Genomic DNA, 26847 nt, shown 5'->3' with positions numbered 1-26847 from the left:
TTTTACTCCTCTTTCACGCTTCCATGTTCCACGTGAAACATTTTCTTTTCGTTGTATTTTTGTATAAAAGCGAGTTGCGTGGATTCTATTGCAGTAACGAAAACCTGCGTATCCATTTTGAGCAACCCATCAATAAATTGTTCTCTTTTATCGGCATCAAGTTCGGCACCAACGTCATCAAGTAAAAAGATACTTTTACGCTGCGTTGCCGTGTTAAATAGCTTAGTCTGTGACATTTGAAGCGCTGCCACAGCCATTCTAAGCTGCCCTCTCGATAAAAGCTCCTGAGCATTAACACCATTCACTTTTAGCCTTAAATCGGCTTTATGGGGCCCAGAAGAGGTGTGTCCTATTTTACCATCATACTCACGTTTTTTAACTAGGCTTTCCGATAAACCGACATCTTTTTCCCACCCTTTATAGTAACTCAATTCCACATCGAAGTTAGGAAGAAATTCTTGCGCGTACTGCTTAAAAATAGGTGTCAGGGTATCCACATATCCCTGACGAGTAGCAGATAATGACTCACCTAGTTCAGCAAACTGCGACTCCCAATATTGGTTTTGTGGTGCGCTTAAATTTGCCTGCTGTTTCAGCAACGCATTTCTATGCTTTAGAAATTTACCGTACTGATTTGCAAGCGATTGAAACTGATGTTCCACGTGAAACAATCCCCAATCACAAAACCGACGGCGCTCGGATGGCGAACCAATAATAAGGTCAGTGCTCTGCGGAGTAAAAAGCTGAAGCGGTACCAGGCTGACTAAATCTGATAACTTATTTGAATGCTCACCGTTAATACTACAGGTGAATGTCTCATTTCGACTTCGTTGAAAGCCTAGCTTTAATTTATCCCCTTCTTCGGTTCTGCATGACGCGAAAACACTGAAGCTGTCTTTTTCATTTTGAATAACCGAGCTGTGCTTATTTGTTCTAAAAGAACGTCCAAAACCAAGGTAGTAAAGTGCCTCGATTAGCGAAGATTTCCCACTCCCATTTACCCCTTTAATGATGGTTAAAGCTGGTGAAGGAGAAAGTGATACGGAAGTAAGATTACGAAACTGTGTAATCTGGACGCGGTCCAGTTTCATGAGGTCACACTGATGAAAGAAATGAAGCGAGGAGTATCAACACTCATCGCTTCTTGAATTGATAATTTAAATAACAAAATAACGTGGAATATGCGAAACGCTGCAAACACTTAATGTAGTAGTGACTACAGTCGCATTGGCATAATAACGTATAACGCGGCGTCATCAGCATCATCTTCGATTAGCGCACTTGCGTTTGAGTCTGATAGGCTAACTTTAACACCATCAGATCCAAGCGCATTCAATACGTCAATTAAATAGGCAACGTTAAAGCCAATTTCTAAATCGTCACCTTGATATTGAACATCAACGATTTCTTCCGCTTCTTCTTGCTCTGGGTTATTAGCCGTTATCTTAAGCTCACCAGAAGACAAGTTTAATCGTACGCCTCTAAACTTTTCGTTAGATAGAATGGCCGCACGTGAAAATGCTTCTTTTAATACGGCTTTGCTCGCAATAATTTCCTTGTCGCCATTTTGAGGTAAAACACGGCGATAATCAGGAAATCTACCATCAACTAATTTCGAAGTGAAAATGAAATCGTTTGAGAAAATTCGAAGATGGTTGGCGCCTATTTGCACCTTAAGAGATTTATCATCTTCGCTAATAAGACGAGAAATTTCTAACACGCCTTTACGTGGAATAATCACCTGACGAGATGGCAAAGCGGTCTCGTAGTTTAGGCGACAAAGAGCAAGACGGTGACCGTCTGTTGCAACGGTACGAATGATATTCTCTTCCGTTTCAAGGGACATACCATTTAAGTAATAACGTACGTCTTGTTGAGCCATTGAGAAGCTCGTTGCATCGATAAGACGTTTTAGATCACTGCACGATAATTCAAACTCAACTTCGCCTTCCCAGTCTTCTAGATTTGGGTAGTCGTTGGCAGATAAAGTAGAAAGCGTATAACGACCTCGACCGGCACGAATAAGTGCTTTGCTGCCGTCTAACGAGAAATGAATATCTGTTCCTTCAGAAATACCGCGAATAATATCAAACAGCTTTTTAGCAGGAACAGTAATTTCACCTTCCGTGAATTCACCTTCTAATTTCACGCTAGAAATTAGTTCTACCTCTAAATCTGTACCAGTAAGCCAAAGTGCGTCCTCACTTACTTTGATGAGAACATTGGAAAGAATTGGCAGTGTGTGTCTACGCTCTACAGCACCAGATACCAACTGTAGGGGTTGTAAAAATTGTTCGCGGCTTATAGTAAATTTCATCGCAGTGCTATCTCGCCTCTAAGGTCGTGGTGTTAGGAAGACAAAGTCCTAATGAGGTTCTTATAGTCCTCTTTTATATCATGACTTTCTTCTCTTAGCTGCTCTATTTTTCTACAAGCGTGTAAAACCGTAGTGTGGTCTCGTCCACCAAACGCGTTTCCTAGTTCAGGTAAACTGTGGTTGGTAAGTTCTTTAGCCAGCGCCATCGCGACTTGGCGAGGACGCGCTACACTACGACTACGTCGTTTAGACAAAATATCAGCTACTTTTATCTTATAATAATCTGCGACGGTTTTCTGAATATTATCAACGGTTACTAATTTTTCTTGAAGCGCGAGAAGGTCTCGAAGGGCTTCGCGAACGAAATCAATAGTGATAGGGCGACCGGTAAAGTTTGCGTTAGCAATAACACGGTTAAGTGCCCCCTCGAGCTCACGTACGTTTGAACGCAATCGCTTAGCTATAAAGAACGCCACTTCATTAGGTAAGTGAATCCGGTTCTCTGCCGCTTTGCGCATCAAAATAGCCACTCGGGTTTCAAGCTCTGGTGGCTCTATAGCAATAGTTAAACCCCAACCGAAGCGCGATTTCAATCGATCCTCTACCCCATCAATCTCTTTAGGATATCTATCAGAAGTAAGTATGATTTGTTGGTTACCTTCAAGAAGCGCATTGAACGTGTGGAAGAACTCTTCTTGTGAACGCTCTTTATTAGCAAAGAATTGAATATCATCGATAAGTAACGCATCAACGCTGCGATAGAAGCGCTTAAAGTCCTCTATCGCGTTATTTTGTAGTGCCTTAACCATATCCTGCACGAAACGCTCTGAATGCATATACACAATTTTAGCGTCACCGTTATTAGCTACGATGCCATTACCCACTGCATGTAATAAGTGAGTTTTACCTAAGCCCGTACCACCGTAAATAAACAGTGGGTTGTAAGAACCGCCTGGGTTATTTGCGACTTGAGTTGCAGCCGCACGTGCTAGCTGGTTAGATTTACCTTCGACAAAGTTGTCGAATTGATAAGTCGGATTAATATTACTTTTATGCTTCATCGCCTCAGGGATCGGGATCACTTTCGGCGGTGTAGACGATCTTGGCGCTTGATCTGCGTATGCATTATATCCATTACGGTCGTGGTTTTGCGCACCGCGATCATTTAGATCCATACCCTGTGTGTATGAAGGTGATTTTGAAAACGCATTGTTTTGTCCTTGATCACCCGCTTGGCTTGCCGATGATGGCATACCGCTATTCGACATTGGTGAATAAGACGATGTGTGCTGCCCATTACTGCCGCTGTGAACAGGCTGATTACTAGTATTATAGTTCTGATACCCTTGACCGCCCGCAGGTGCACTAGGCTTACTTGGTTGATTATTAGGCGTATTTGGAGCAGGCGAAGATCCGCTGGTACTTACAGGCTGACTACGGCTTACGCTGTGACGATTCATCACTTCTAAACGCAATTGTGGTGCGTCACTTCCGGCAAACTCTTTTAGTAGTGCGGTAATATTATTCAGGTACTTGTCTCTTACCCAATCAAGTACAAAACGATTGGGAGCATAGAGTGCAACCACGCCTTGTTGTTCTTCACAAACAAGCGGTCGTATCCACATACTAAACTGCTGCGTTGGTAATTCTTGACGCAATCTTTCAAGGCATTGGTTCCACAAGGACATGGTACGTAGTTAGCTCCCGTAACTCGCTGAAAAAACCAACTCCTAAAAAGCCAAGCATAGAGAAAGCAGGCACTAAAAAGCGCCATTAGAAGAAAATAGCGTTGGAAGTGTTGGGTAGCAGCGAGAAATTAAGTTATCGTTTTAATCGCTGTGGATTATCTTACTTTATCAACACAATGTAAATGGCGATCCCGATCGATCTTTTCGATCAAAACAACAAGCTACTGATTAATAAGCTTTTTTCTTTTAGATCAAATCAAACTATAACGAGAAAAATTCATTCTAAATTTGTGCTAAAAAACTGTTAGATCACCTTGCTTTTTATATCTATCTCTGTGTTTTTCACAACGCACTGTGGATAACCTAACCAAATTTTACGCGTTATTCACAGACGATTTATACGAAAACTGCGTTATCGATTAAGCTGTCGGTTAGAAAATGCAAAAATTGTTCACTTATTCATCCGAAAAGCGAGAATATGCATTGACAGCACGCCCCGAGATCTCTAGAATTCAGCGTCCTTTTTCGATGGGCTTTTCTGGTGAAAACACCACATTGTTCTGGCAACAGCATAATGTGTTACCAAAAACGCCTATGTTTAACTAAATATAAGTGAGACTTTGGTCATGAAAAGAACATTTCAACCGAGCAATCTAAAGCGCAAGCGTTCTCACGGTTTTCGTGCTCGTATGGCGACTAAAAATGGTCGTAAAGTACTAGCAGCTCGCCGTGCAAAAGGCCGCGCTCGTCTTTCAGCTTAATTGAAAGACGCCAAAGTGGGCGAGAATAATTTTTCTAGGGAGTTACGTCTGTTAACTCCCACCCACTTTACCTATGTGTTTGATAACGCAACCCCAGCTGTATCTCCCTCTTTTACTGTTCTAGCCAGAAAAAATACACTTTCAACTCCTCGTTTAGGCATTACGCTCGCGAAAAAACGTATCCGTAAAGCTCACGATAGAAATCGTTTGAAACGATTAGTCAGAGAAAGTTTTAGGCATAAACAGCACAACTTACCCAATGTCGATATTATCGTAATTGGCAAGTCTGGCGCTGACAACCTTAGCAACCAAGAAGTTTTCGCTACATTGGACAAGCTATGGAAAAAATTAAACAAGCGTTGCGGCAACTCTTAATTGCAGTGCCTTTGGCCTTGATAAAATTCTATCAATGGTTCATTTCCCCTATGTTAGGGCAACGATGTCGTTTCCATCCTTCTTGTTCTTGGTATGCTATAGACGCATTAAAAACGCACGGATTAGTAAAAGGCGGTTGGTTATCTATTAAACGCATATTAAAATGCCACCCTTTGCATGCCGGCGGATATGATCCAGTGCCGGAAAAACAACAAGATAAACACTCAAAATAAAGAGACCTCTATGGAATCGCAACGTAGTTTTCTGATAATTGGCCTTGCGCTAGTTAGCTTTTTGCTTTGGCAATCATGGCAAAAAGATTATGGGCCACAGCCAGTTGTGCCTGTTGAGCAACAACAAACGCAAGAGACATCACAAGGCGTACCGTCATTTAATGAAAATGGCAGCGAAGATGTACCAAGTAGTGATAGCGTTCCTGCTGCACAACCTATCGCAGCGGCGCAAAGCTCAAACCGCATTATTGAAGTTAAAACCGATACGCTAGATTTACGCATCGATTTGCTAGGCGGTGATGTGGTATCAGCAGACTTACTTAAGTTTCCGGTAGAGCAAGGTTCAGACATTCCTTACAGCCTACTTCGCTCTGGCAACGGTCTTTATGTAGCGCAAAGTGGCCTAATCGGTGCTCAAGGGCCTGATGCCAGCAGCAGTGGCCGCCCAGTGTATAATGCACAAAGTGACTATTATGAGATGACTGGCGACACTCTTGTTATTCCTCTTACGTGGAAAAACAACCAAGGATTGTCGATTACTAAAACTTTCACTTTCACTAAAGGTCAGTACGACGTAAATGTTAGCTATAACGTTGAAAATGGCACCGGCAGCGCAGCAACGGTTCAGCCGTATGCGCAGCTTAAACAAGTGATGGAGTTTGAAGACGACAGCAACATGTTTATGCCAACGTACCGTGGTGCTGCATATTCAACAGAAGATGACCGCTACCAGAAATATTCGTTTGACGAGATTGAAGATGACAACCTACGCGAAACCACGAAAGCGGGTTGGGTTGGCATGCTTGAACATTACTTTGTATCAGCATGGGTACCTTCACAAGAGCAAACGAACACGCTTTATTCTCGTAATCTGAAAAATCAGTATGCGGTAATTGGTGTATTATCGCCGTCTGAAAGCGTAGCGCCTGGTGAAACCAAAACCCTTGCGTCTACCCTTTACATGGGTCCTAAAGATCAAGAAAGCCTAGCGAAAATTGCGCGCGGATTAGACCTAACTGTTGATTACGGTATTCTTTTCTGGATTTCACAGCCGCTATTCGCCCTTCTTACCTTCCTTCATAGCCTAGTTAATAACTGGGGTGTGGCAATTATCCTTATCACTATTGTAGTAAAAGGCGCGATGTACTGGCTAACTAAGAAGCAATACGAGTCAATGGCACGTATGCGCAACTTAGCACCTAAGATGCAGCAGCTAAAAGACCGTTTTGGCGACGACAGACAAAAAATGTCTCAAGCTATGATGGAGCTTTACCGCAAAGAGAAAGTAAACCCAATGGGCGGTTGCTTACCTCTTCTTCTGCAAATGCCTATCTTCCTTGCGCTTTACTGGGTACTGATGGAAAGTGTTGAACTACGCCATGCAGACTTTGTGCTTTGGATCACTGACCTTTCTACAAAAGACCCGTACTTTGTGCTGCCAATTCTAACTGGCGCAAGTATGTACCTATTGCAAAAACTTCAGCCAACCACCATTACTGATCCAATGCAGCAGAAAATCATGCAATGGATGCCGGTAGCAATGAGTGTATTCTTCCTGTGGTTCCCTGCAGGTCTGGTACTATACTGGCTAGTCAGTAACGTGATTACCTTGGTTCAAGCCAAAATGATTTATGCTTCAATGGAGAAGCGGGGCATCAGCAGTAAATAACACGCTGATCAATGAATTATACAGCCCGCCTATGCGGGCTGTTTTGTCTTAAGAGGAATAACCTGTGCCATCATTTGATATTGTTTCTGAAATCAACATGGAAGAAGTACGCAACGCCACTGAAAACGCAAGCCGTGAGCTATCAACGCGTTTCGACTTTCGCGGTATTGACGCGAGCTTTGAGTACAAAGATAAAACCGTGGTCATGAAAGCTGAAGCTGAATTCCAACTTCAGCAAATGGAAAGCATGTTTAGAACGGCGATGTCTAAACGTAACGTCGACACTTCATCTATGGATGTTAAACCCTACGATGCCCACGGTAAAACTTACCGTCAGACCATTACCTTTAAAGAAGGTATTGAGCAGCCGATGGCGAAGAAGATTGTGAAGCTGGTGAAAGACGCAAAAATCAAAGTGCAAACGGCTATTCAAGGCGAAGAACTTCGCGTAACAGGTAAAAAGCGTGATGATTTGCAGCAAGTGATTTCGCTGGTTAAAGAGTCGAACTTAGGCCAACCTTTTCAATTTAAAAACTTCCGCGACTAATTATGGAATCACTCACCCTTTCTACCGACACTATTACCGCACAAGCGACAGCGCCCGGTCGTGGCGGCGTAGGTATAGTACGTGTTTCAGGTCCTAAGGCTAAAACCATCGCAGAGGCGTTAGTACCAAGCGCACTAACACCACGTCTTGCGACCTATACGCCGTTTGTTGATGCTAACAACAGCGTAATAGACCAGGGCATAGCACTGTTTTTTAAAGGCCCTAACTCATTTACCGGTGAAGATGTACTTGAACTGCAGGGCCATGGCGGTCAAGTTGTCATGGACATGCTGATTGATGCCGTGCTTGCAACGGGCCATGCCCGACTTGCCAATCCAGGTGAATTCAGTGAACAGGCCTTTTTAAATGATAAATTAGACCTTGCGCAAGCAGAGGCGATTGCCGACTTGATTGATGCAAGCTCTAAACAGGCAGCCAAAAGTGCGTTGCGCTCCCTACAGGGTGAGTTTTCTACACAAATTCAAACGCTATCTGACCAAATCGTGCATCTTCGTATGTACGTAGAGGCGGCCATCGATTTTCCTGAAGAAGAAATTGATTTCTTATCTGATGGGAAAGTATCAGGTGACTTAAGCGCAATTATGCAAAGCTTAACCAAAGTGCGCGAACAGGCTAAACAAGGCACCTTGTTGCGCGAAGGTATGCAGGTGGTGATTGCGGGGCGACCTAACGCCGGTAAATCGAGCTTATTAAACGCCTTAGCAGGACGAGATAGCGCCATTGTTACCGATATAGCCGGTACCACGCGAGACGTGCTTAAAGAGCATATACACATTGATGGTATGCCGGTGCACATTATCGACACAGCAGGACTTCGAGAAAGCCCAGATAAAGTGGAACAAATTGGTATTGAGCGCGCGTGGCAAGCCATTAATGAAGCTGACCACGTATTATTCGTTGTAGACTCTACCGCAACTGCTGTTATCGACCCTTATGAAATATGGCCAGAATTTATGGCCCGATTGCCACAAGGCATCCCCGTTACCGTAGTTCGCAACAAGGCCGACCTTAGTACCTTAGATATTGGACAAAGCACAGTTGCCACCGAGCAAGGTGATATCTCAGTTATCAATCTATCAGCCAAAGAAGGTAGCGGCGTCGACACGCTAAAAGCACATCTAGCCAAAACCATGGGCTTCGATACTACAACTGAAGGTCAATTTATTGCGCGCAGACGACACATAGACGCACTCGACCAAGCCTACAGTTATGTAAGCACTGGCGAACAACAACTGCATGATGCTATGGCGGGTGAGTTGCTTGCTGAAGAATTGCGCTTGGCTCACCAGGCACTATGTGAGATAACCGGTGAATTCACGTCAGACGATCTACTTGGTAAGATTTTTTCATCGTTCTGTATCGGCAAATAGCGTGACCATAAAAGTAAGAAGGTGAATAACCTACGGGATAAGCCGCACTTACGTTAAGACGACAATCGTAAATAGAGAAGCAACCCAATAATGAGCAAGCATTTTGAAATCATCGTCGGCACCATGTTAGGTGCCGCAGAATATGTGGCTGATGCCATTGCGGCAAAACTTGATGCGAGCGGGCACACCCACACTATTCACGCTGAACCAAATTTAGATGAGATTAAAACAGAATCAACGTGGATCGTGTGTACATCAACCCACGGTGCTGGCGAATTACCTGACAACATCCAGCCGTTCGCAAAACAGTTAGAGGGCGCAGATTTAAGCGCAGTAAACGCCTACGTTATTGGGCTAGGTGACACCAGTTACGACACCTTTTGTTTCGGCGCAAAAGAAATGGAAAAACACATTAAAAACGCAGGTGGCACGTTAATTACCGACGCGCTATACATCGATGTGCTAGAACACCCTATCCCTGAAGATGCCGCCGTGGAATGGTTTGACGAAAAGCTGGCCAATGCTTAACAAGCGTTTTTACGTGGAACCAATGCGATGAACAGCAACCTTACCCAAGCTGAACTAGCGGCGTTGCAATCTCCCCTCTCTAACGATTGCCGGGTACTGTATTTACTTGGGCTTCGAACAGGTGCAAATTCGGCAACGACATCGTCGGCACCTATTGATTATAAGCAATTATTGAATTTGCTAAACGGCGACAGCAAAGACGAGCCTTACCAACGCGGTCGTCAAATCAATAGCTTGGTGAAGCAGCTTGAACAAGTGGGTTTGGTTGCCCTGCCCCTTGAACTTGATCTTGAGCATACAATCAACGGGAAAACCCTACTTCTTCCGCTTCTAAGCGAGCCACAATCGGACTTCGACCAACTACATGCCCGTCATAGCGCCATGACCCCTAATTGGACGCCCAACAAGGCGTTGTTTGAAGAAATGGCCTCGCTACTGGGTATTATCGATAAAACATTTGATGACAACGAGGTGGGTGAATTCATTGCCTATTGGTTAGGAAGACCTAGTTCAGTGTTTAGCGAATTCCAATGGACACAAAAGTTTGCCAACAATATCAAGCGCAAGCGTCTCGCTTCAGGCTACGCCCCAACAAAGGTGGTGGGAACGCAACAAGTGAAAGTTGCAGCCGGCATAGAAGCAGATGATAATGCTAGAAAGCTGGTGGAAAAGTATGCCGCAACTAAGAAGAGTTAATTCGTTATGGATCGTATAACAGACAAAATTGCTAATTTAGCGAGAGCGCTCAACAAAGACGTCGATCCCAATCGTGAATACATCGACTATAAAACGCTGCGTAAGCAGTACGAAGCGAAAGCGAACGAAGAAGTATCACAACTACAGCAGCGTAGTAAAAAAGCGCGTGTAGAAGCTATTTATGGCCGTTCTGATCTGAATCCTAAATGGACCTTCGCCAACTTAGTTGAAGACAGTGACGATGTGATTGAAGCCGTATCGATAGCTCAGTCTTTTATTGCTGCCCATGACGACCCTGCATGGCGTCAAAGCGGCTCGCATATGATGCTGTTTTACGGCGATTACGGTCGTGGTAAATCACATATTGCCGGTGCCATTGCCCATCAACTTATAGAGCAGTACGAAATTTCAGTGCTTTATCGTCAACTGTCTACACTGCTTGAAATGCGCAATTTCTCATTTGATTTTGGGGCTTCAGACAACGCAGGGCAGCGCTTCAGGGAGATCAATCAGGAACTGCTAGACGTTGATCTGCTTATTCTTGATGAGGTGTGTGTAAACGAAAGCGTGTTAAAGAAAAATGCGCAGAGTTGGTTTGGTAACCTGCTTAGACAGCGCTTAGTAAACAAGAAAAACTGTATTTTGATCACCAATCACAATTTAGCTGAACTTGAAAATGCCCTTGGCCCCTATTGTTTTGAGTCGATTAAAGAGTACGACACTTACAAGGTTAGGTTCCAAGGTCCAAGCCGCCGTGAAGGCTTAACCATTGAACAAGAAGACATGCAAGGTTCTGTTTCACAGCCACGCTATCAACCCAACCAGGTGCGCTAATAGCACCTGGTTTCCTCTCTCTCGAAACCTAGCCTTTACTCTGCTAGGTCTTTTCCTTCATTAAACCTTATTGCATGTTCCTGTTGTGCCAGGTAATAGCGAATCAATTAGCCTATTGATCACACTTTTACCAAAACAATACGGTTTTAATTCATAGATACACTCAACGATCTCCTTCAGTCAAACAAATAACCATTCTTACAGACCAACTTCTTCCTTGTAAAAGTGACTTTATTTTGGTCATCTTCTATGTTTTTCTCCTGAAAAATGGTCTGTTTTGAAAAAATAATCTTGTCGTCCATAAAAACGTGCACACTTTTTGAAGGTGTTGATAAATGCGATCTGGCGATCTAATCACAGCTTTTTGGAAAAGATCTCCTCCACAATGTGATCACGCTATAACGCACGTATCTACACGATCTTTTGATCGCGATACATAAATAGCAAACATTTTATCCCCAGTTGAATCACATCTTGATCACCCCTGTGGATAGGATCCTACAAACCACTGTGCATAAGCTTTGATCGAAAAAAGAATAACTTTTCAAACGATTCGGGGTGTGGATAAAAAGGCCATTTATACACAAGTTTGAGGTAGGGTTATGGATCGGGGTTTCCCAATGTTATTGATCGCGTAACTTGATGATCTTTATGTGCTTTGATCGGTTACCCACAGATCTTGATGATCCTAATAAAAGTAAAAATAAACAGATCTAAAAGAGATCTTAAGATCTTATAATTCGATCACACCTTTTCAAAAACAGGTTTTAGAGGAAAATTTAATCATTTCTTTATCCAATAAGTCAGATAAAATACGCGCCCTTTTTTCAGCAGTCTCTGCGTGAGAAAAATTGGTTTTTAATCGGCTTATCGTAAGTTAATAGTGAGGTTTAACCATGTTTTATGCTGAAGCATTTGATGTCATCGTTGTAGGTGGTGGACATGCAGGTACAGAAGCGGCACTTGCAGCTGCTCGCATGGGTGCAAATACGCTGTTGCTCACTCACAATATTGAGACGATAGGCCAGATGTCGTGTAACCCTGCAATTGGTGGGATCGGTAAAGGCCATCTTGTAAAAGAGATCGATGCGTTAGGTGGTGCAATGGCACTGGCTATCGACAAAGGTGGTATTCAGTTTAGAACATTGAATTCTTCTAAAGGCCCGGCTGTTCGTGCAACGCGTGCGCAAGCGGACCGTACGCTTTACAAAAACGCCATTCGCGACATTGTTGAAAATCAAGAAAACCTAACCTTGTTCCAACAGAGTGTTGACGATCTGATTGTTGAAAACGATCAGGTATGCGGTGTTGTTACGCAAATGGGCTTGAAGTTTAAAGCCAAGTCAGTGGTACTGACAGTGGGTACTTTCCTTGGCGGAACCATACACATTGGCCTTGAAAACTATCGCGGCGGTCGTGCCGGCGATCCACCGTCTATCGCACTTGCAGATAGACTACGTGCCCTTCCGTTTCGTGTTGACCGTTTAAAAACTGGGACACCAGCAAGACTTGATGCTCGCTCGTTAGATTTTTCTGTAATGCAGCCTCAACCTGGTGACAATCCCACGCCGGTATTTTCGTTCATGGGTGATAGAACCATGCACCCTACACAGATCCCGTGCTATATCACCCACACTAACGAAAAAACCCACGATATCATTCGCGGGGGATTAGATCGCTCACCCATGTTTACTGGGGTTATCGAAGGTATCGGACCGCGCTATTGCCCAAGTATCGAAGATAAGATCACCCGTTTTGCAGATAAGACATCGCATCAAATTTTTGTTGAGCCAGAAGGTTTAAACAGCATTGAAGTTTATCCAAATGGTATTTCAACCAGTTTGCCATTTGACGTACAGATGAACCTTGTCCGCTCGATCAAAGGTTTTGAAAATGCGCACATTGTTCGCCCGGGCTATGCCATTGAATATGATTTCTTTGATCCACGCGATCTGAAACAAACACTGGAAACGAAATTTATTCGAGGTTTGTTCTTTGCTGGCCAAATTAACGGTACCACTGGCTATGAAGAAGCGGGTGCGCAAGGGTTAGTAGCAGGCGCAAACGCAGCGCTACAAGTTCAAGAAAAAGACCCGATGATTTTACGCCGCGATCAAGCATACATGGGCGTACTTATCGACGACTTAGCCACCATGGGTACGAAAGAGCCGTACCGCATGTTCACTAGCCGTGCAGAATACAGACTACTGCTTCGTGAAGACAATGCCGATAGCCGTTTAACCGCGATGGGCCGAGAGATTGGTCTTGTTGATGATGCGCGCTGGGCGAAATTTAACGATAAGATGGAAGCGGTAGAAAGTGAGCTGCAGCGTCTACGCGGTCAGTGGATCCACCCTGATCACGCGGCAACGCCGGAACTCAATACCATGCTGAAAAATCCGGTGAGTCGTGAACATTCTCTTGAAGAGCTGATCCGTCGACCTGAAATGACTTACGGTCAGTTAATGGAAATTGAAAGTGTTGGCCCAGGTCTCGAAGATCCGGTTGCTGCAGAGCAAGTGGAAATTCAAATTAAGTACGCCGGCTACATTGCCCGTCAAATGGATGAAATCGCGAAAACGCAGCGACACGAAAACACCTTGTTGCCGGTTGATATGGACTTCAGCAAGATTTCCGGCTTGTCTAACGAGGTTGTAGCCAAGTTAACCGAAGCCAGACCGGAAACTATCGGTAAAGCGTCACGTATTTCGGGCATTACCCCGGCGGCCATCTCTTTACTGCTGGTTTACCTTAAAAAACACGGCATGTTGCGCAAGCAAGAGAAAATCAGTGCGTAAAACACGCGCTTAAGTCAACACATTACTCGCAGCGCTTAGTTTTTCCTATTTATTCGCGTATTATGATAATCATAATTGCCTAAACTATGCGAAAACTAGAAAAACTCGGCGCTTTTCACACTGTCCTATTGCACCAATTTACATTCGTTGTGCGGCTTTGATTAATTTATGTGCCTTCTTCAAGCGCACTTGTATCGAGCATGAAGAGCTGCATTAAGAAACGGCTGTAAATGAGCGGCAAATAACGATTCGCCACGGGTGTTTATGGTATGGACTGTGTAGAGCAAAAAACATTAACGCGAACAGACAGATTTTTCGATGACGATACAGCAAGAATTGCACACCATTTTGGTGTCTGGACTCGATGCCCTTTCACTAGATTTAAGTGATAAGCAACAGCAGCAGTTAGTTGATTATGTGCTGCTTATGGACAAATGGAATAAGGCGTACAACCTGACTTCTGTGCGCGATCCTAAGCAAATGATGGTGAAACACATTCTAGACTCGCTGGCTATTGTGCCCTTTCTTGATGGTGACAATATCATTGATGTTGGTACGGGCCCTGGCCTTCCTGGTATGCCATTAGCTATCGCGTTTCCGGATAAATCTTTTACACTGCTTGATTCGCTAGGCAAACGTGTACGGTTTATGACCCAATGTGTGCATACCCTTGGACTAACTAACGTAACCCCAGTGCAAAGCCGCGTTGAAGAGCACAATGGCGATACGCCTTACGATATTGTGTTAAGCCGAGCTTTCGCTTCACTAAAAGATATGTTGCACTGGTGTCAGCATCTGGTAGATTCAGAAGGTCAATTTTTGGCGCTTAAAGGTCAGTTTCCACAAGATGAAATAGACGAAGTGAGTGATCACTTCCATGTGAGCAAAACGGAAAACCTCACTGTGCCAAATTTGGTAGGCGAACGACATCTGGTTTGGCTAAAAAAGAAATAGCCAAAAAATAGAAATAGACGAGAACAGGATCAAACGTGGCTAAGGTAATCGCGATCGCGAATCAAAAAGGTGGTGTTGGAAAAACAACCACCGCAGTTAACGTGGCAGCGTCAATGGCAGCAACTAAACGCAAAGTGTTGCTGATTGATCTCGATCCACAGGGTAATGCAACCATGGGAAGCGGCGTTGATAAATACGACGTTGAATCTACGGCATTTGAATTGTTGATTGAAGAAAAGCCTATTAACGATGTTATCGTTAAAGCGACAAGCGGCAAATACGACCTCATCGCGGCGAACGGTGACGTGACCGCGGCAGAAATCAAGCTGATGGAAATGTTTGCCCGAGAAGTAAGGCTTCGCAACGCGTTGAAGCCCGTTATGGATTACTACGATTTTGTCTTTATCGACTGCCCGCCTTCACTTAACCAGCTAACAGTGAACGCCTTAGCGGCTGCCGATTCGGTAATGGTGCCTATGCAGTGCGAATATTATGCGCTAGAAGGCCTTACTGCTCTTATGGATACCATTCAAAAACTGGCATCTGTAGTGAATCCAGAATTGAAGATTGAAGGCGTATTGCGTACTATGTACGACCCGCGCAACCGCCTTGCTAACGACGTTTCAGAACAATTGAAGCGCCATTTTGGTGAACAAGTTTATCGCACGGTTATTCCGCGTAACGTTCGTCTAGCTGAAGCACCAAGCTTCGGTACGCCAGCGATGTACTATGATAAGTCATCGACAGGCGCTAAAGCCTACTTGGCACTGGCGGGTGAAATACTGCGTCGTAGGGACAAAACAACGCCTGCACAGGCAAAAGCAAGTTAAACGACAATAAGCTGAACACTATCAGCACATGCCATAGAGGACACTATGTCAGCACGTAAAAGAGGCCTTGGCCGCGGTTTAGATGCGCTACTCGCAACCAGCCAATCATCTGCTCAAAAAGAACAAGATGCCGCCGAGGTAAATTCAACCAACGGTGAGTTGAGTAAACTCCCTATTGAATACTTAGTGCCGGGCAAGTATCAGCCTCGTAAAGACATGTCACCTGAGGCATTAGAAGAATTGGCATCGTCCATTCGTGCGCAAGGTATTATTCAGCCTATCGTAGTGAGAAAAGTCGACGAGCACCGCTATGAAATCATTGCCGGTGAACGTCGCTGGCGAGCGTCACAATTAGCACAGCTTGACGAAGTACCTTGTTTAGTTAAAAACGTGCCTGACGAAGCGGCAGTGGCCATTGCCCTTATCGAAAATATCCAGCGTGAAGATTTAAATGCTATGGAAGAGGCGCAAGCCCTTGATCGTTTAATGAATGAGTTCGCGCTGACTCATCAAGAAGTGGCCGAAGCGGTGGGCAAGTCACGTACCACGGTGACAAATTTACTTCGCCTGAATAATTTAAACGATGACGTGAAATTGTTAGTTGAGCATGGCGATATTGAAATGGGTCATGCTAGAGCGCTGTTAGCGCTAGAAGGTGAAACTCAGTCAGAAACGGCGCAAGTAGTGTCGGGCAAAGGTCTTACCGTGCGCGATACTGAAAAGCTTGTGAAAAAGCTATTAGAGCCCGCTAAACCTAAGCCAGAGAAGAAAGTTGACCCTGACGTGCAAAACCTTATGACACGACTTTCAGAAAATTTAGGTACACCTGTGAGCATTGATCACAATGCAAAAGGCAAAGGTAAGCTAACGATTAGCTTTAGCGACCTTGAACAATTAGATGGAATTATCTCTAAAATTCAATAGGTTAAAATAATAATAATTGAGATAATCTCTTTGCCTACCCGCAACTGATGCGCTGTTCGGTGCTAACACCGGACACTCTCCTTTCCGGTTATAGCAATAGAAAATTTTCAGAATAACTTTCAAAAAGCGTTGTACTGTTGAAAATTGTCGGTAAAACAGTATACTTCTGACGCTTTTTGTAAGACGTGAACAAGCTGCGAGTAAAAGTGACGAACAAGTTAGCAAAACGCGGGTTAGACCTCGCTAAGAAAGGGCTACTTTTTCAGGCCGTTACAGCCTTAGTTGTTACCGCATTCGCAGGCGCCGCAGGAGGAAGTCATTCCGCCATGTCGGCAGCGGCAGGGGCTTTAATTAGCATTTTGCCTGCGATAGTGTTTGCTGGCTTTGCATTTCGCTATGCAGGCGCTAGCAAAAACGACCTTGTTGCACGAAGTTTTAGCCAAGGCTCAAAAATGAAGCTGGCACTGACAATCATTTTATTTGTAATTGCTTTTAAAGGCTTAAACGCCGCGCCATTAGAGATTTTCATGGCATTTGTGATTACAACCGCTAGCCATGCGCTAGCCATGTTTCATTACGGTACGAAAGAATAAAGACAGCGCAAGGCGTTGCGATAACGAAAACAACGTAATCGACCGATTGAGACTAAAGAACCAGTCACCAAATTTTTACACTTTACAACTTGGGTTAAACAATGGCATCTGAATATACTACCTCAGAATACATCAAGCACCACTTGACCAATGCCACCATGTGCTCAACTGACAACGGGATTGCGTTTAATAAAGCGTGTTCTGATGCTGGTTTTTGGGCATGGCATGTCGATACGTTGGCATGGTCTATTGGTCTTGGTTTACTTTTCCTTTTCATCTTTAGAAGCGTAGCGAATAAAGCGACAACTGGCGTACCTGGAAAAATGCAGGCGTTTGTTGAGTTAATCGTTGAGTTTGTTGATGACAACGTGAAAAGCACTTTCCACGGTAAAAGCGCACTTATCGCGCCATTAGCACTAACTATCTTCGTATGGGTATTGCTAATGAACCTTATGGACCTTATTCCGGTTGACTTGCTTCCTACCATCGCTGGACTTATCGGTTCTTCTGCGTTTGGTATGGATCCACACGACGTTTACATGAAGTCAGTACCAACGACTGACCTTAACCTTACGTTCGCGCTAGCAGCAGGTGTATTCATTCTAATTCTTTATTACTCAATCAAGATGAAAGGGATTGGCGGCTTTACTAAAGAGCTGACTATGCAGCCTTTTGGTCACCCTGTTTTCATTCCGGTGAACTTCATTCTTGAAACGGTTACTTTGCTTGCACGTCCGCTTTCATTAGCGCTGCGTTTGTTCGGTAACCTTTACGCGAGTGAGCTAATCTTTATCCTTATCGCAACGATTGGCTACTTCCAGCTTCCACTGCACTTTATGTGGGCTGTATTCCATATTCTGGTACTTCCGCTTCAAGCGTTCATTTTCATGATGTTGACCATCGTGTACTTGAGCCTAGCAGCTGAAGACCACTAAGAATTAACGGGTATCGGCAACTCAATTGTCGATACCGTTTTTAACCGAGTTTTATTTTAAACATTAACCTTAACTAAACTTTAAATCGGAGATTTAAACATGCTTGCAATCGCAGTTGCTATCCTAATTGGTATGGGTGCTCTTGGTACCGCTATCGGCTTCGGTCTTCTAGGTGGTAAATTCCTAGAGTCTGCTGCTCGTCAACCGGAACTTGCACCACAACTACAAGTTAAAATGTTCATCGTAGCGGGTCTTATCGATGCTATCGCGATGATCGGTGTTGGTATCGCACTATTCCTATTGTTCGCTCCACCTCAGTACCTACTTTAATTCATACTCTAGCGAACTTTTATGAGGAGAGGCGATAGTGAATATTAACGCCACTTTTATTGGTCAATTAATCGCCTTCGCTGTGTTCGTGGTGTTTTGCATGAAATATGTATGGCCTCCACTGATGGCAGCGATTGAAGAACGTCAGAAGAAAATTGCCGATGGGCTTGAAGCTTCTGAACGTGCAGAGAAAGACCTAGAGCTAGCTCAAGCGAAAGCAACAGAGCAGCTTAAAGATGCGAAAGCGCAAGCAGCTGAAATTATCGAGCAGGCCAAAAAGCGCGCCAACCAATTGGTTGACGAAGAAACGCAAAAAGGCCATGCGGAACGCGAAAAGATTATCGCTTCTGGTTATGCCGAAATTGAAGCTGAACGCAATCGTGCCAAAGAAGATTTGCGCAAGCAGGTTTCTGCACTTGCAGTAGCTGGCGCACAGCAAATCTTACAACGTGAAATCGATGCAAACGCGCAAAACGACATTGTTGAAAAACTTGTCGCTGAGCTTTAATAGGGAGATGAGCCATGTCTGAATTGACAACCGTTGCTCGTCCTTATGCTAAAGCTGCTTTCGATTTTGCTGTCGAGAAAGACGCCGTTGCAAAATGGCAAGAAATGCTCGCCTTTGCAGGCGCTGTAGCAGCGAACGATGACATGCACCAGCTTTTATCTGGTGCGGTTGCCGCTGACACGCTTGCCGACATTTTTAACAATGTTTGTGGTGAGCAACTCGACGAACACGGCCAAAACCTAGTTAAGGTTTTGGCTGAGAATAAACGTTTAGCCGCGTTGCCTGAAATTTCTACTTTGTTTGATGCATTTAAAGCAGATTACGACAAAGAAATAGAAGTGGACGTAACCTCAGCATCTACGCTGACTGATGCACAACAAAATGAGTTGGTTGCATCTTTGGAAAAACGTTTGGCACGTAAAGTGAAGCTTAATTGTAACGTGGACCCTGCCCTGATCGCTGGAATGGTAATTAATGCCGGCGATACAGTTATTGATGGTTCCGTAAAGTCGAAATTGAACCGTCTAGCAGACGCGTTGCAAGCATAACGGGGATAAGAGCATGCAACTTAATTCCACTGAAATTGCTGAACTGATCAAGAAAAGAATTGAACAGTTCAATGTAAGCAGTGAAGCACGTAATGAAGGTACTATCGTCGCAGTAACAGACGGTATTATCCGCATTCATGGCCTTGCCGATGTAATGCAAGGTGAAATGATCGAGCTTCCTGGAAGCCGTTACGCAATTGCACTAAACCTTGAGCGAGACTCTGTAGGTGCAGTTGTTATGGGTCCTTATGCGGACCTTAAAGAAGGCGATAAAGTACAATCTACTGGTCGTATTCTTGAAGTACCAGTAGGTAACGCACTACTAGGTCGTGTTGTAAACACACTAGGTGAGCCTATCGATGGTAAAGGCGCAATCGATGCAGCTGGTTTCGAACCAGTTGAAAAAATTGCACCTGGCGTAATCGAGCGTCAATCGGTAGACCAGCCAGTACAAACTGGTTATAAGTCAGTTGACGCCATGATCCCAGTAGGTCGTGGTCAGCGTGAGCTTATCATCGGTGACCGTCAGTGTGGTAAAACAGCAATGGCTGTTGACGCTATCATCAACCAAAAAGGTACAGGCATTAAATGTGTGTACGTAGCGGTTGGTCAGAAAGCATCTACTATCGCTAACGTAGTACGTAAACTAGAAGAGCACGGTGCACTTGACCACACTATCGTGGTTGCAGCATCTGCATCTGAGTCTGCTGCGCTTCAATACCTAGCGCCTTACTCTGGTTGTACTATGGGTGAATTCTTCCGTGACCGCGGTGAAGACGCGCTAATCGTATATGATGATTTGTCTAAGCAAGCTGTTGCTTACCGTCAAATCTCACTACTACTTAAGCGTCCACCAGGCCGTGAAGCTTACCCAGGTGACGTATTCTACCTTCACTCACGTCTACTAGAACGTGCTGCACGTGTAAACGAACAATACGTTGAGCGTTACACAAACGGCGAAGTGAAAGGTAAGACAGGTTCATTGACTGCGCTTCCAATTATCGAAACGCAAGCTGGTGACGTATCTGCATTCGTACCAACTAACGTAATTTCAATTACCGACGGTCAGATCTTCCTAGAAACTGACTTGTTTAACGCAGGTATCCGTCCAGCGGTTAACGCTGGTATCTCGGTATCTCGTGTTGGTGGTGCTGCACAGACTAAAATCATCAAGAAGTTGGGTGGCGGTATCCGTCTAGCCCTAGCTCAGTATCGTGAACTTGCGGCGTTCTCGCAGTTTGCTTCTGACCTTGATGATGCAACTCGTGAGCAACTTGAGCACGGTGAGCGCGTAACTGAGCTAATGAAGCAGAAGCAGTACGCACCACTTTCAATTGCTGATATGGGTGTATCTCTGTTCGCGGTAGAAAAAGGTTTCCTTAAGGGTATCGAGCTTAACAAAATCCTAGATTTTGAAGCCGCTCTTCACTCTTACATGAACAGCGAACACGCTGACCTTATGAAGACTATCAACGAATCAGGTAACTACAACGACGAGATTGCCTCTAAGTTGAACGACGCTTTAACAAACTTTAAAGCGACACAAACTTGGTAATCAATGGTGCTGGTGTTTAGCCACCAGCGCAATTCGTTGAGTAATCGGAGAGATAGTCATGGCCAGCGGTAAAGAAATAAAAGGTAAGATTGGGAGTATCAAAAATACTCAGAAGATTACCAGTGCGATGGAAATGGTTGCTGCGTCTAAAATGAAAAAGGCGCAGGAACGCATGGCTTCTGGCCGTCCATATGCACAAAATATGCTTAAAGTGATTGGTCACATTGCAAACGGTAACCTTGAATATCGCCATCCTTATTTGGAAGAGCGTGAAGTCAAGCGCGTCGGTTACATTGTGATTTCCACTGACCGAGGCTTATGTGGTGGCTTGAACACCAATGAATTTAAGCTCGTCACTCAAGACGTCAAAAAATGGCGTGAACAGGGTGTAGAAGTGGATTTCGCTGCATTAGGTTCTAAGGCGTGCAGTTTCTTTAACCGTTTTGGTGGCAAGTTACTTGCTGCTGAATCTGGTTTAGGTGACAAGCCGTCTGTGAGCGATGTAGTGGGTGTTGTACGCGTTATGCTTAAAGCGTACGACGAAGGACAAATTGACCGAGTATTCTTGGTATTCAATGACTTCGTTAACACCATGACACAGAAACCTGTGATCAATCAGTTATTGCCTTTGCCAAAGTCAGAAGACGAAGAATATCAACATCGTTGGGACTACATCTACGAGCCAGATCCAAAAGAAATTTTGGAAGCACTAATGGTTCGTTACATTGAGTCTCAGGTGTATCAGGGTGTTGTAGAAAACGCGGCGTCAGAACAAGCTGCGCGAATGGTTGCCATGAAGGCAGCAACCGACAACGCCGGTAACCTCATTGATGAGTTACAACTGGTATATAACAAAGCGCGTCAGGCTGCAATCACACAAGAAATCAGTGAGATTGTGAGCGGTGCCGCAGCGGTGTAGGCAAAGGTTTAAAAGAGATAACGAGGACAAATTATGAGTCAAGGTAAGGTCGTCCAAATCATTGGCGCCGTTGTGGATATTGAATTTCCACAAGATGCGGTACCAAGAGTTTATGACGCACTACGAGTTACCGAAGGTGACTTGTCAGGTCTAACCCTGGAAGTGCAACAGCAATTAGGTGGTGGTGTTGTTCGTGGCATCGCACTAGGTACTACTGACGGACTAAAACGTGGTCTTGCAGTAGAAAATACCGGTAACCCAATCATGGTTCCAGTTGGTACGAAGACACTTGGTCGTATCATGGACGTATTGGGTAACCCAATCGACGAAGCAGGCCCAATTGGTGAAGAAGAGCGTATGTCTATTCACCGTGAAGCGCCTAGCTACGAAGATCAGTCTAGCTCGGTAGAACTACTAGAAACTGGTATCAAAGTAATCGACTTGGTTTGTCCATTCGCTAAGGGTGGTAAAGTTGGTCTATTCGGTGGTGCGGGTGTAGGTAAAACCGTAAACATGATGGAACTTATCCGTAACATCGCAATCGAGCACAGCGGTTTCTCAGTATTCGCTGGTGTTGGTGAGCGTACGCGTGAGGGTAACGACTTCTATCACGAAATGAACGAATCAAACGTACTTGATAAAGTATCGCTTGTATACGGTCAGATGAACGAGCCACCGGGTAACCGTCTACGTGTTGCACTTACCGGTCTAACAATGGCTGAGAAGTTCCGTGACGAAGGCCGTGACGTTCTATTCTTCGTAGATAACATCTATCGTTATACCCTAGCAGGTACTGAAGTATCAGCACTTCTAGGTCGTATGCCATCTGCGGTAGGTTACCAGCCTACTCTTGCAGAAGAGATGGGTGTACTTCAGGAACGTATTACGTCAACGAAGACAGGTTCAATCACTTCAATCCAAGCGGTATACGTACCTGCGGATGACTTGACTGACCCATCTCCAGCGACAACCTTTGCTCACTTGGATGCAACGGTAGTACTTTCTCGTGATATCGCGTCTCTTGGTATCTACCCTGCGGTAGACCCACTAGATTCAACGTCTCGTCAGCTAGACCCGCTAGTAATTGGTCAAGAGCACTATGACGTAGCACGTGGCGTACAGACTGTTCTTCAGCGCTATAAAGAGCTGAAAGACATTATCGCGATCCTAGGTATGGACGAACTATCTGAAGAAGACAAGCAAGTGGTATCACGTGCTCGTAAGATTCAGCGTTTCCTATCTCAGCCGTTCTTCGTAGCAGAAGTATTTACTGGTGCACCTGGTAAATATGTATCGCTAAAAGACACAATCAGTGGCTTTAAAGGCATTCTAGACGGTGAATACGATCACCTTCCAGAGCAGGCCTTCTACATGGTTGGTTCTATCGAAGAAGCGCTAGAGAAAGCCAAGAAAGCATAATGACAGGGCTAGCAGTTGCTAGCCTAGCATCATGCTAACGTACCTAATCAGGAGGTTCACATGGCAATGACAGTACATTTGGACGTAGTAAGCGCGGAGAAAGCGATTTTCTCAGGTCGCGTTGAAGCGATTCAGGTGACAGGTAGCGAAGGTGAGCTGGGTATTCACCCAGGGCACGCGCCACTTATCTCTGCTATTAAACCTGGTATGGTGCGTTTGGTTAAACAGCACGGTGAAGAAGAAGTAATCTATGTTGCTGGTGGTGTACTAGAAGTACAACCTGGCAATGTTACCGTACTGGCTGATACCGCGGTTCGAGCTGAAGATCTTGACGAGCAGGCAGCAGAAGAAGCCAAACGACGTGCAGAAGAGCACATCGCCAACCCAGGCGCTGACTTTAACTACGCTGAAGCAGCTCACGAGCTTGCAGAAGCTATTGCTCAACTTCGTCTTATTCAGAAGTTACGCAAGTAAAAAGCACAGCTTTGAAAAAACCCGCCAAATGGCGGGTTTTTTATTGCCGAACGAAAAGTGGTCGTTCACATTCTCTTACGTTTATTTTTATTGCTATCGCACTACACAAAGCTTATCGTTAGAGCGTTTTAACCGATTTAAATTAAAACGTAATCGGCGCTAATTCTAGTGCCACCTTTGCCTGTAACGAATTATAGAAATGAAGCTTAACCCGTATTCCAACATGCACAAAGGTGCCTCTATTGGATTTTTTCCTCTGCTAACAACACTGATTTTACTTTCAGTGCATTATTTTACGGGTGCGTTAGATTGGCCTGAAGTGGGAAATGTACGTGCACAGCGCGACTTCAACTCTGCTATTGGTATGTCGCTTATTACAGGATACTTTTGGTTTGCGCTTCGTTTAATGCATCAAAACGTGGCTAGCACCCTTATTTCTTTGCTTGTAAAAACTAACCAGCTTAGTCAGTTTTCGGCGCATAGGCGAGAACTCGCCATTGAATTTAGACACCATATTTTCAATGCAATCATCATTTCTATTATGATCACGATTGTGTACTGCATATTCGAAGGATTGATCACGGTAAAACAAGAAATAGACGTTTTATTCTTAACGGCCGCAGCCGTCCCCTTTTGGTTCTTGGCCATTTTATTTTTGTTTCAGATCTCCTCCAACATTAAGTACCTAACTTCTAAAGTTTTGCCCCAAGCTGGTGGAAATATTGACCGACTTAAGTCCATCATGACGATTTTAAAATTAGGAACAACTAACAGCATATTTGCGATGGGGGCACTGGCCATCTTTCCTATCTTTTGGTTGAAAAAAGACATTCCTTCCATTGATGTACTAGTAGTGACGTTCTTCACGGGGATCGTGAGCGTTTATCTATTTTGGCCGGTAATAAAGCTTAAGAGTATGCTTGAGAAAGAGCAGAAAGCTGCTGTTCTGCACCTTGAGGAAAACATAGAAGACGGTATTAAACGATGTGCAAAGCACGAAGAATTCTCTACAGCTGCGTCAATTGAGCAACTAGAAAGCGAAAAAGAACGAGTCTTAAAAATGGGGGCGCGGTTTTTTGCCCCAAGAGATAAGGCAAGAGTGGCTGCGTGTATTGCGTTAATACCGATTTCATGGGTTCTATTGTTCATTGTTGAATGGTTAATTCAACTCCCTCGCTATCATTAGTCAATTCGGGTCTGTTGTTCTTAGCCTTATCTTTTCGCAGCGGTCTATGTGGTATCTAGACAAGGCTCGCTTAATTCCTTCTCGCACCCTAACAGCTATTAATAATTGTCGTATTCACATGGCGTTGGTATGGTAAATCTTCTTAGGTCATAGAGATATCATTGTGCGAATATACGGCGACACGCGTTCAGGAAACTGTTACAAGCTCCAACTGCTTCTTTCCTTGTTAGGTAAAACCTGCGAATGGATTGATGTGGACATTATGAAAGGAGAAACACGCGCTCCTTCTTTCCTAGAAAAGACCCCTAATGGGAAAATTCCGTTGCTTGAATTAGACGACGGCAGGGTGTTGTCAGAATCCAATGCCATCATGCACTATCTAGCATCTAACACTCCTTTAATCCCCTCTTCTCCCTATAGTTTTTCGCAACTTTTACAGTGGCAGTTTTTCGAACAATACAGTCACGAGCCTTATATCGCCGTTGCTCGTTACATCAATGTTTATTTAGGGCTACCCGAGGACAGGAAAGCGGAGTACGAATCTAAACAAGCGGGTGGATATCGCGCACTAGCTGTCATGGAGTATCAACTTAAAACTACGCCATTTTTGCTTGGTGACACGTTAACTCTTGCGGATATTTCATTGTTTGCGTATACCCACGTTGCCCACGAGGGCGGGTTTGACCTTTCCGCCTATCCTGCCATTCGAAATTGGATAAGTTTAGTCAAAGATCAAAAGGGCTTCATTCCCATGAACGCGTAATGTGCACTAAATGAAGTTCTACGCTACAAATGCCTTCTATGTGACATAGGGCCTTGCCACTTATCTTGTAAGGCTCTCTGTGCTCTGTAAAGCCCAGAAACGTCGATTTGATCTAAGCACTGTAGTGCATAAGCTGTTGCTTCTAGCGTAGAAAGTGCATTGCTTAATGTGGTATGACGAATAGCATAGTTAGAAGTGGGTGAAGAAATGAAGTGAAACGCTGGTAACTTTGTTAACCATGGGTTCTGTTTCACTAGACCAAATGCTTGTTTCCAACTTCCATCTATTAGAATTAGCGTTGTGATCTCAGAACGTGCAACGGCATCGACATTTTCTATCGGTGTACTGCAATCACTTGGGTAAACAAGCACTGAATGTCGACGTGAGCAGTGTTCGGATAGGGATTGCATAGCGACGACATCATTAGCAAGTATGATTCGCGTCGAAGGAATACACAATGAAACTAAGCGCGCCGTATTCTTGGCGTGAAGTGCTTCTTTTTCGTGTTGAATTATCACAATCTCTAACGATGTATCTACTGTGTTAATGTGAGAGCAAATACAGGTTTTTTGAGGATATCCACAGTGTTCACAATAAAGGCGCATAACTGAATTTCTTTATTCTCTTTTGAACGTTTATCGCACTTATTAACTAAGTAACTTAATAGATAGGATAATATACAACATGCCGAATGAAGCAGTACAATCTCGAGTAGAGAAAACGCTTTCTTTAGTGCCTGAGGGACAGGTCATAAGTTACGCCTTGCTCGCTGACCTGTGTGGATTACCCGGCAGAGCTAGAATGATGGGAAAGTGTTTAAGAGAGATAAATGCTGACTGCCACTGGCATCGCGTACTACGTGCTGACGGTAAAATTGCTTTTCCTGCTGGCTCTGATAAAGCGGATGAGCAGCGAGAGCGATTAGCAGAGGAAGGTGTGGTCGTTAAAAACTACCGAGTGAATATGACGAAGTTTGGTTGGAAGCCAGATTTACACACTATACTAGTAGAGTTAGAGTACTGAGCTTTCACTTTTTATACGAAAGCAGTTAGCAAATATATGGCGATTAATA

30 protein-coding genes are annotated in these 26847 nt (G+C 44.3%); 26 read left to right on the top strand and 4 right to left on the bottom strand.

The annotated features are described in order from the left end of the window. Nucleotides 1–2: 2 nt before the first annotated feature. From recF to dnaA, 3 genes are all read right to left on the bottom strand, one after another. Nucleotides 3–1091 carry a DNA replication/repair protein RecF gene (gene recF / locus KUL49_RS10375; protein WP_110289605.1) on the bottom strand — a complete coding sequence of 363 codons (1089 nt, stop codon included), beginning with the start codon at nucleotides 1089–1091 and terminating at the stop codon, nucleotides 3–5. A 125-nt stretch (nucleotides 1092–1216) separates the two neighbouring features. Further along, the gene (gene dnaN, locus KUL49_RS10370) at nucleotides 1217–2317 is read right to left on the bottom strand and encodes a DNA polymerase III subunit beta (protein ID WP_012516526.1); all 1101 of its coding nucleotides are present in this window, start codon (nucleotides 2315–2317) and stop codon (nucleotides 1217–1219) included. Nucleotides 2318–2349: 32 nt separating this feature from the next. Then, a complete protein-coding gene (dnaA, locus tag KUL49_RS10365; RefSeq protein ID WP_039228897.1) occupies nucleotides 2350–4005 on the bottom strand; it encodes a chromosomal replication initiator protein DnaA in 1656 nt (551 codons plus the stop codon). Nucleotides 4006–4443: 438 nt separating this feature from the next. Between dnaA and KUL49_RS20805 the strand changes: the two genes are divergently transcribed. From KUL49_RS20805 to KUL49_RS10245, 25 genes are all read left to right on the top strand, one after another. Further along, nucleotides 4444–4611, top strand: coding sequence for a hypothetical protein (locus tag KUL49_RS20805; protein ID WP_155279887.1), 168 nt, complete (start codon nucleotides 4444–4446; stop codon nucleotides 4609–4611). 20 nt (nucleotides 4612–4631) lie between these two features. Then, on the top strand, nucleotides 4632–4766 hold the full coding sequence (rpmH, locus tag KUL49_RS10360; RefSeq protein ID WP_014290886.1) for a 50S ribosomal protein L34: 135 nt from the start codon (nucleotides 4632–4634) through the stop codon (nucleotides 4764–4766). A 15-nt stretch (nucleotides 4767–4781) separates the two neighbouring features. Then, nucleotides 4782–5141 carry a ribonuclease P protein component gene (rnpA, locus tag KUL49_RS10355; RefSeq protein WP_015000154.1) on the top strand — a complete coding sequence of 120 codons (360 nt, stop codon included), beginning with the start codon at nucleotides 4782–4784 and terminating at the stop codon, nucleotides 5139–5141. Continuing rightward, nucleotides 5126–5374, top strand: a complete 249-nt coding sequence (yidD, locus tag KUL49_RS10350) for a membrane protein insertion efficiency factor YidD (protein ID WP_014951464.1) — start codon at nucleotides 5126–5128, stop codon at nucleotides 5372–5374. Before rnpA ends, yidD begins: the two co-directional genes overlap by 16 nt. A 10-nt stretch (nucleotides 5375–5384) precedes the next feature. After that, entirely contained in the window at nucleotides 5385–7043 is a 1659-nt protein-coding gene (gene yidC / locus KUL49_RS10345) for a membrane protein insertase YidC (RefSeq protein ID WP_131137230.1), read from the top strand. 64 nt (nucleotides 7044–7107) lie between these two features. Next, nucleotides 7108–7590, top strand: coding sequence for a YajQ family cyclic di-GMP-binding protein (locus KUL49_RS10340; RefSeq protein ID WP_039228889.1), 483 nt, complete (start codon nucleotides 7108–7110; stop codon nucleotides 7588–7590). A gap of 2 nt (nucleotides 7591–7592) precedes the next feature. Further along, on the top strand, nucleotides 7593–8981 hold the full coding sequence (mnmE, locus tag KUL49_RS10335; protein WP_131137229.1) for a tRNA uridine-5-carboxymethylaminomethyl(34) synthesis GTPase MnmE: 1389 nt from the start codon (nucleotides 7593–7595) through the stop codon (nucleotides 8979–8981). A gap of 90 nt (nucleotides 8982–9071) precedes the next feature. Continuing rightward, a complete protein-coding gene (gene mioC, locus KUL49_RS10330) occupies nucleotides 9072–9509 on the top strand; it encodes an FMN-binding protein MioC (protein WP_110289603.1) in 438 nt (145 codons plus the stop codon). A gap of 27 nt (nucleotides 9510–9536) precedes the next feature. Beyond that, entirely contained in the window at nucleotides 9537–10205 is a 669-nt protein-coding gene (locus KUL49_RS10325; protein ID WP_015000151.1) for a DnaT-like ssDNA-binding domain-containing protein, read from the top strand. 6 nt (nucleotides 10206–10211) lie between these two features. Beyond that, on the top strand, nucleotides 10212–11039 hold the full coding sequence (locus tag KUL49_RS10320) for an ATP-binding protein (RefSeq protein ID WP_131137228.1): 828 nt from the start codon (nucleotides 10212–10214) through the stop codon (nucleotides 11037–11039). Between the two features lie 896 nt (nucleotides 11040–11935). Continuing rightward, nucleotides 11936–13837, top strand: coding sequence for a tRNA uridine-5-carboxymethylaminomethyl(34) synthesis enzyme MnmG (gene mnmG, locus KUL49_RS10315; protein WP_014951457.1), 1902 nt, complete (start codon nucleotides 11936–11938; stop codon nucleotides 13835–13837). Nucleotides 13838–14155: 318 nt separating this feature from the next. Then, a complete protein-coding gene (gene rsmG, locus KUL49_RS10310; protein ID WP_015000148.1) occupies nucleotides 14156–14791 on the top strand; it encodes a 16S rRNA (guanine(527)-N(7))-methyltransferase RsmG in 636 nt (211 codons plus the stop codon). A 35-nt stretch (nucleotides 14792–14826) separates the two neighbouring features. After that, complete coding sequence (locus KUL49_RS10305; RefSeq protein ID WP_014951455.1) at nucleotides 14827–15621, top strand: ParA family protein; 795 nt, start codon at nucleotides 14827–14829, stop codon at nucleotides 15619–15621. A gap of 45 nt (nucleotides 15622–15666) precedes the next feature. After that, entirely contained in the window at nucleotides 15667–16545 is an 879-nt protein-coding gene (locus KUL49_RS10300; RefSeq protein WP_015000147.1) for a ParB/RepB/Spo0J family partition protein, read from the top strand. Between the two features lie 206 nt (nucleotides 16546–16751). Then, nucleotides 16752–17138 (top strand): ATP synthase subunit I, encoded by a 387-nt coding sequence (locus tag KUL49_RS10295; protein WP_131137227.1) that lies wholly within the window; start codon nucleotides 16752–16754, stop codon nucleotides 17136–17138. 101 nt (nucleotides 17139–17239) lie between these two features. After that, nucleotides 17240–18073 carry a F0F1 ATP synthase subunit A gene (atpB, locus tag KUL49_RS10290; RefSeq protein ID WP_131137226.1) on the top strand — a complete coding sequence of 278 codons (834 nt, stop codon included), beginning with the start codon at nucleotides 17240–17242 and terminating at the stop codon, nucleotides 18071–18073. Between the two features lie 99 nt (nucleotides 18074–18172). Continuing rightward, nucleotides 18173–18403: a F0F1 ATP synthase subunit C gene (atpE, locus tag KUL49_RS10285; RefSeq protein WP_075177146.1), complete on the top strand. Its 231-nt coding sequence runs from the start codon at nucleotides 18173–18175 to the stop codon at nucleotides 18401–18403. A 37-nt stretch (nucleotides 18404–18440) separates the two neighbouring features. Further along, nucleotides 18441–18911: a F0F1 ATP synthase subunit B gene (atpF, locus tag KUL49_RS10280; protein WP_075177147.1), complete on the top strand. Its 471-nt coding sequence runs from the start codon at nucleotides 18441–18443 to the stop codon at nucleotides 18909–18911. Nucleotides 18912–18925: 14 nt separating this feature from the next. After that, on the top strand, nucleotides 18926–19459 hold the full coding sequence (atpH, locus tag KUL49_RS10275) for a F0F1 ATP synthase subunit delta (RefSeq protein WP_014951451.1): 534 nt from the start codon (nucleotides 18926–18928) through the stop codon (nucleotides 19457–19459). Between the two features lie 13 nt (nucleotides 19460–19472). Then, entirely contained in the window at nucleotides 19473–21014 is a 1542-nt protein-coding gene (gene atpA / locus KUL49_RS10270) for a F0F1 ATP synthase subunit alpha (RefSeq protein WP_014951450.1), read from the top strand. 58 nt (nucleotides 21015–21072) lie between these two features. After that, nucleotides 21073–21933, top strand: a complete 861-nt coding sequence (gene atpG, locus KUL49_RS10265) for a F0F1 ATP synthase subunit gamma (RefSeq protein WP_012520217.1) — start codon at nucleotides 21073–21075, stop codon at nucleotides 21931–21933. Nucleotides 21934–21966: 33 nt separating this feature from the next. Next, the gene (gene atpD, locus KUL49_RS10260) at nucleotides 21967–23352 is read left to right on the top strand and encodes a F0F1 ATP synthase subunit beta (protein ID WP_014951449.1); all 1386 of its coding nucleotides are present in this window, start codon (nucleotides 21967–21969) and stop codon (nucleotides 23350–23352) included. A 60-nt stretch (nucleotides 23353–23412) separates the two neighbouring features. Next, entirely contained in the window at nucleotides 23413–23826 is a 414-nt protein-coding gene (locus KUL49_RS10255; RefSeq protein ID WP_014951448.1) for a F0F1 ATP synthase subunit epsilon, read from the top strand. A gap of 199 nt (nucleotides 23827–24025) precedes the next feature. Further along, nucleotides 24026–25012, top strand: a complete 987-nt coding sequence (locus KUL49_RS10250) for a hypothetical protein (RefSeq protein ID WP_131137225.1) — start codon at nucleotides 24026–24028, stop codon at nucleotides 25010–25012. A 163-nt stretch (nucleotides 25013–25175) separates the two neighbouring features. Then, the gene (locus KUL49_RS10245; protein ID WP_131137224.1) at nucleotides 25176–25775 is read left to right on the top strand and encodes a glutathione S-transferase family protein; all 600 of its coding nucleotides are present in this window, start codon (nucleotides 25176–25178) and stop codon (nucleotides 25773–25775) included. 23 nt (nucleotides 25776–25798) lie between these two features. On the opposite strand, the gene KUL49_RS10240 is transcribed toward KUL49_RS10245, so the two are convergent. Beyond that, nucleotides 25799–26380, bottom strand: coding sequence for a tRNA-uridine aminocarboxypropyltransferase (locus KUL49_RS10240; RefSeq protein WP_131137223.1), 582 nt, complete (start codon nucleotides 26378–26380; stop codon nucleotides 25799–25801). Between the two features lie 79 nt (nucleotides 26381–26459). On the opposite strand from KUL49_RS10240, the gene KUL49_RS10235 reads away from it, so the two are divergent. Continuing rightward, complete coding sequence (locus KUL49_RS10235; RefSeq protein WP_014951444.1) at nucleotides 26460–26798, top strand: MGMT family protein; 339 nt, start codon at nucleotides 26460–26462, stop codon at nucleotides 26796–26798. The last annotated feature ends 49 nt before the right edge of the window (nucleotides 26799–26847 follow it).

The organism is Alteromonas sp. KUL17 (assembly GCF_006538305.1).
Taxonomy (GTDB): domain Bacteria; phylum Pseudomonadota; class Gammaproteobacteria; order Enterobacterales; family Alteromonadaceae; genus Alteromonas; species Alteromonas macleodii.
Note: the sequence above shows the minus strand (reverse complement) of the source record. Positions and strands in the feature narration are given on the sequence as shown.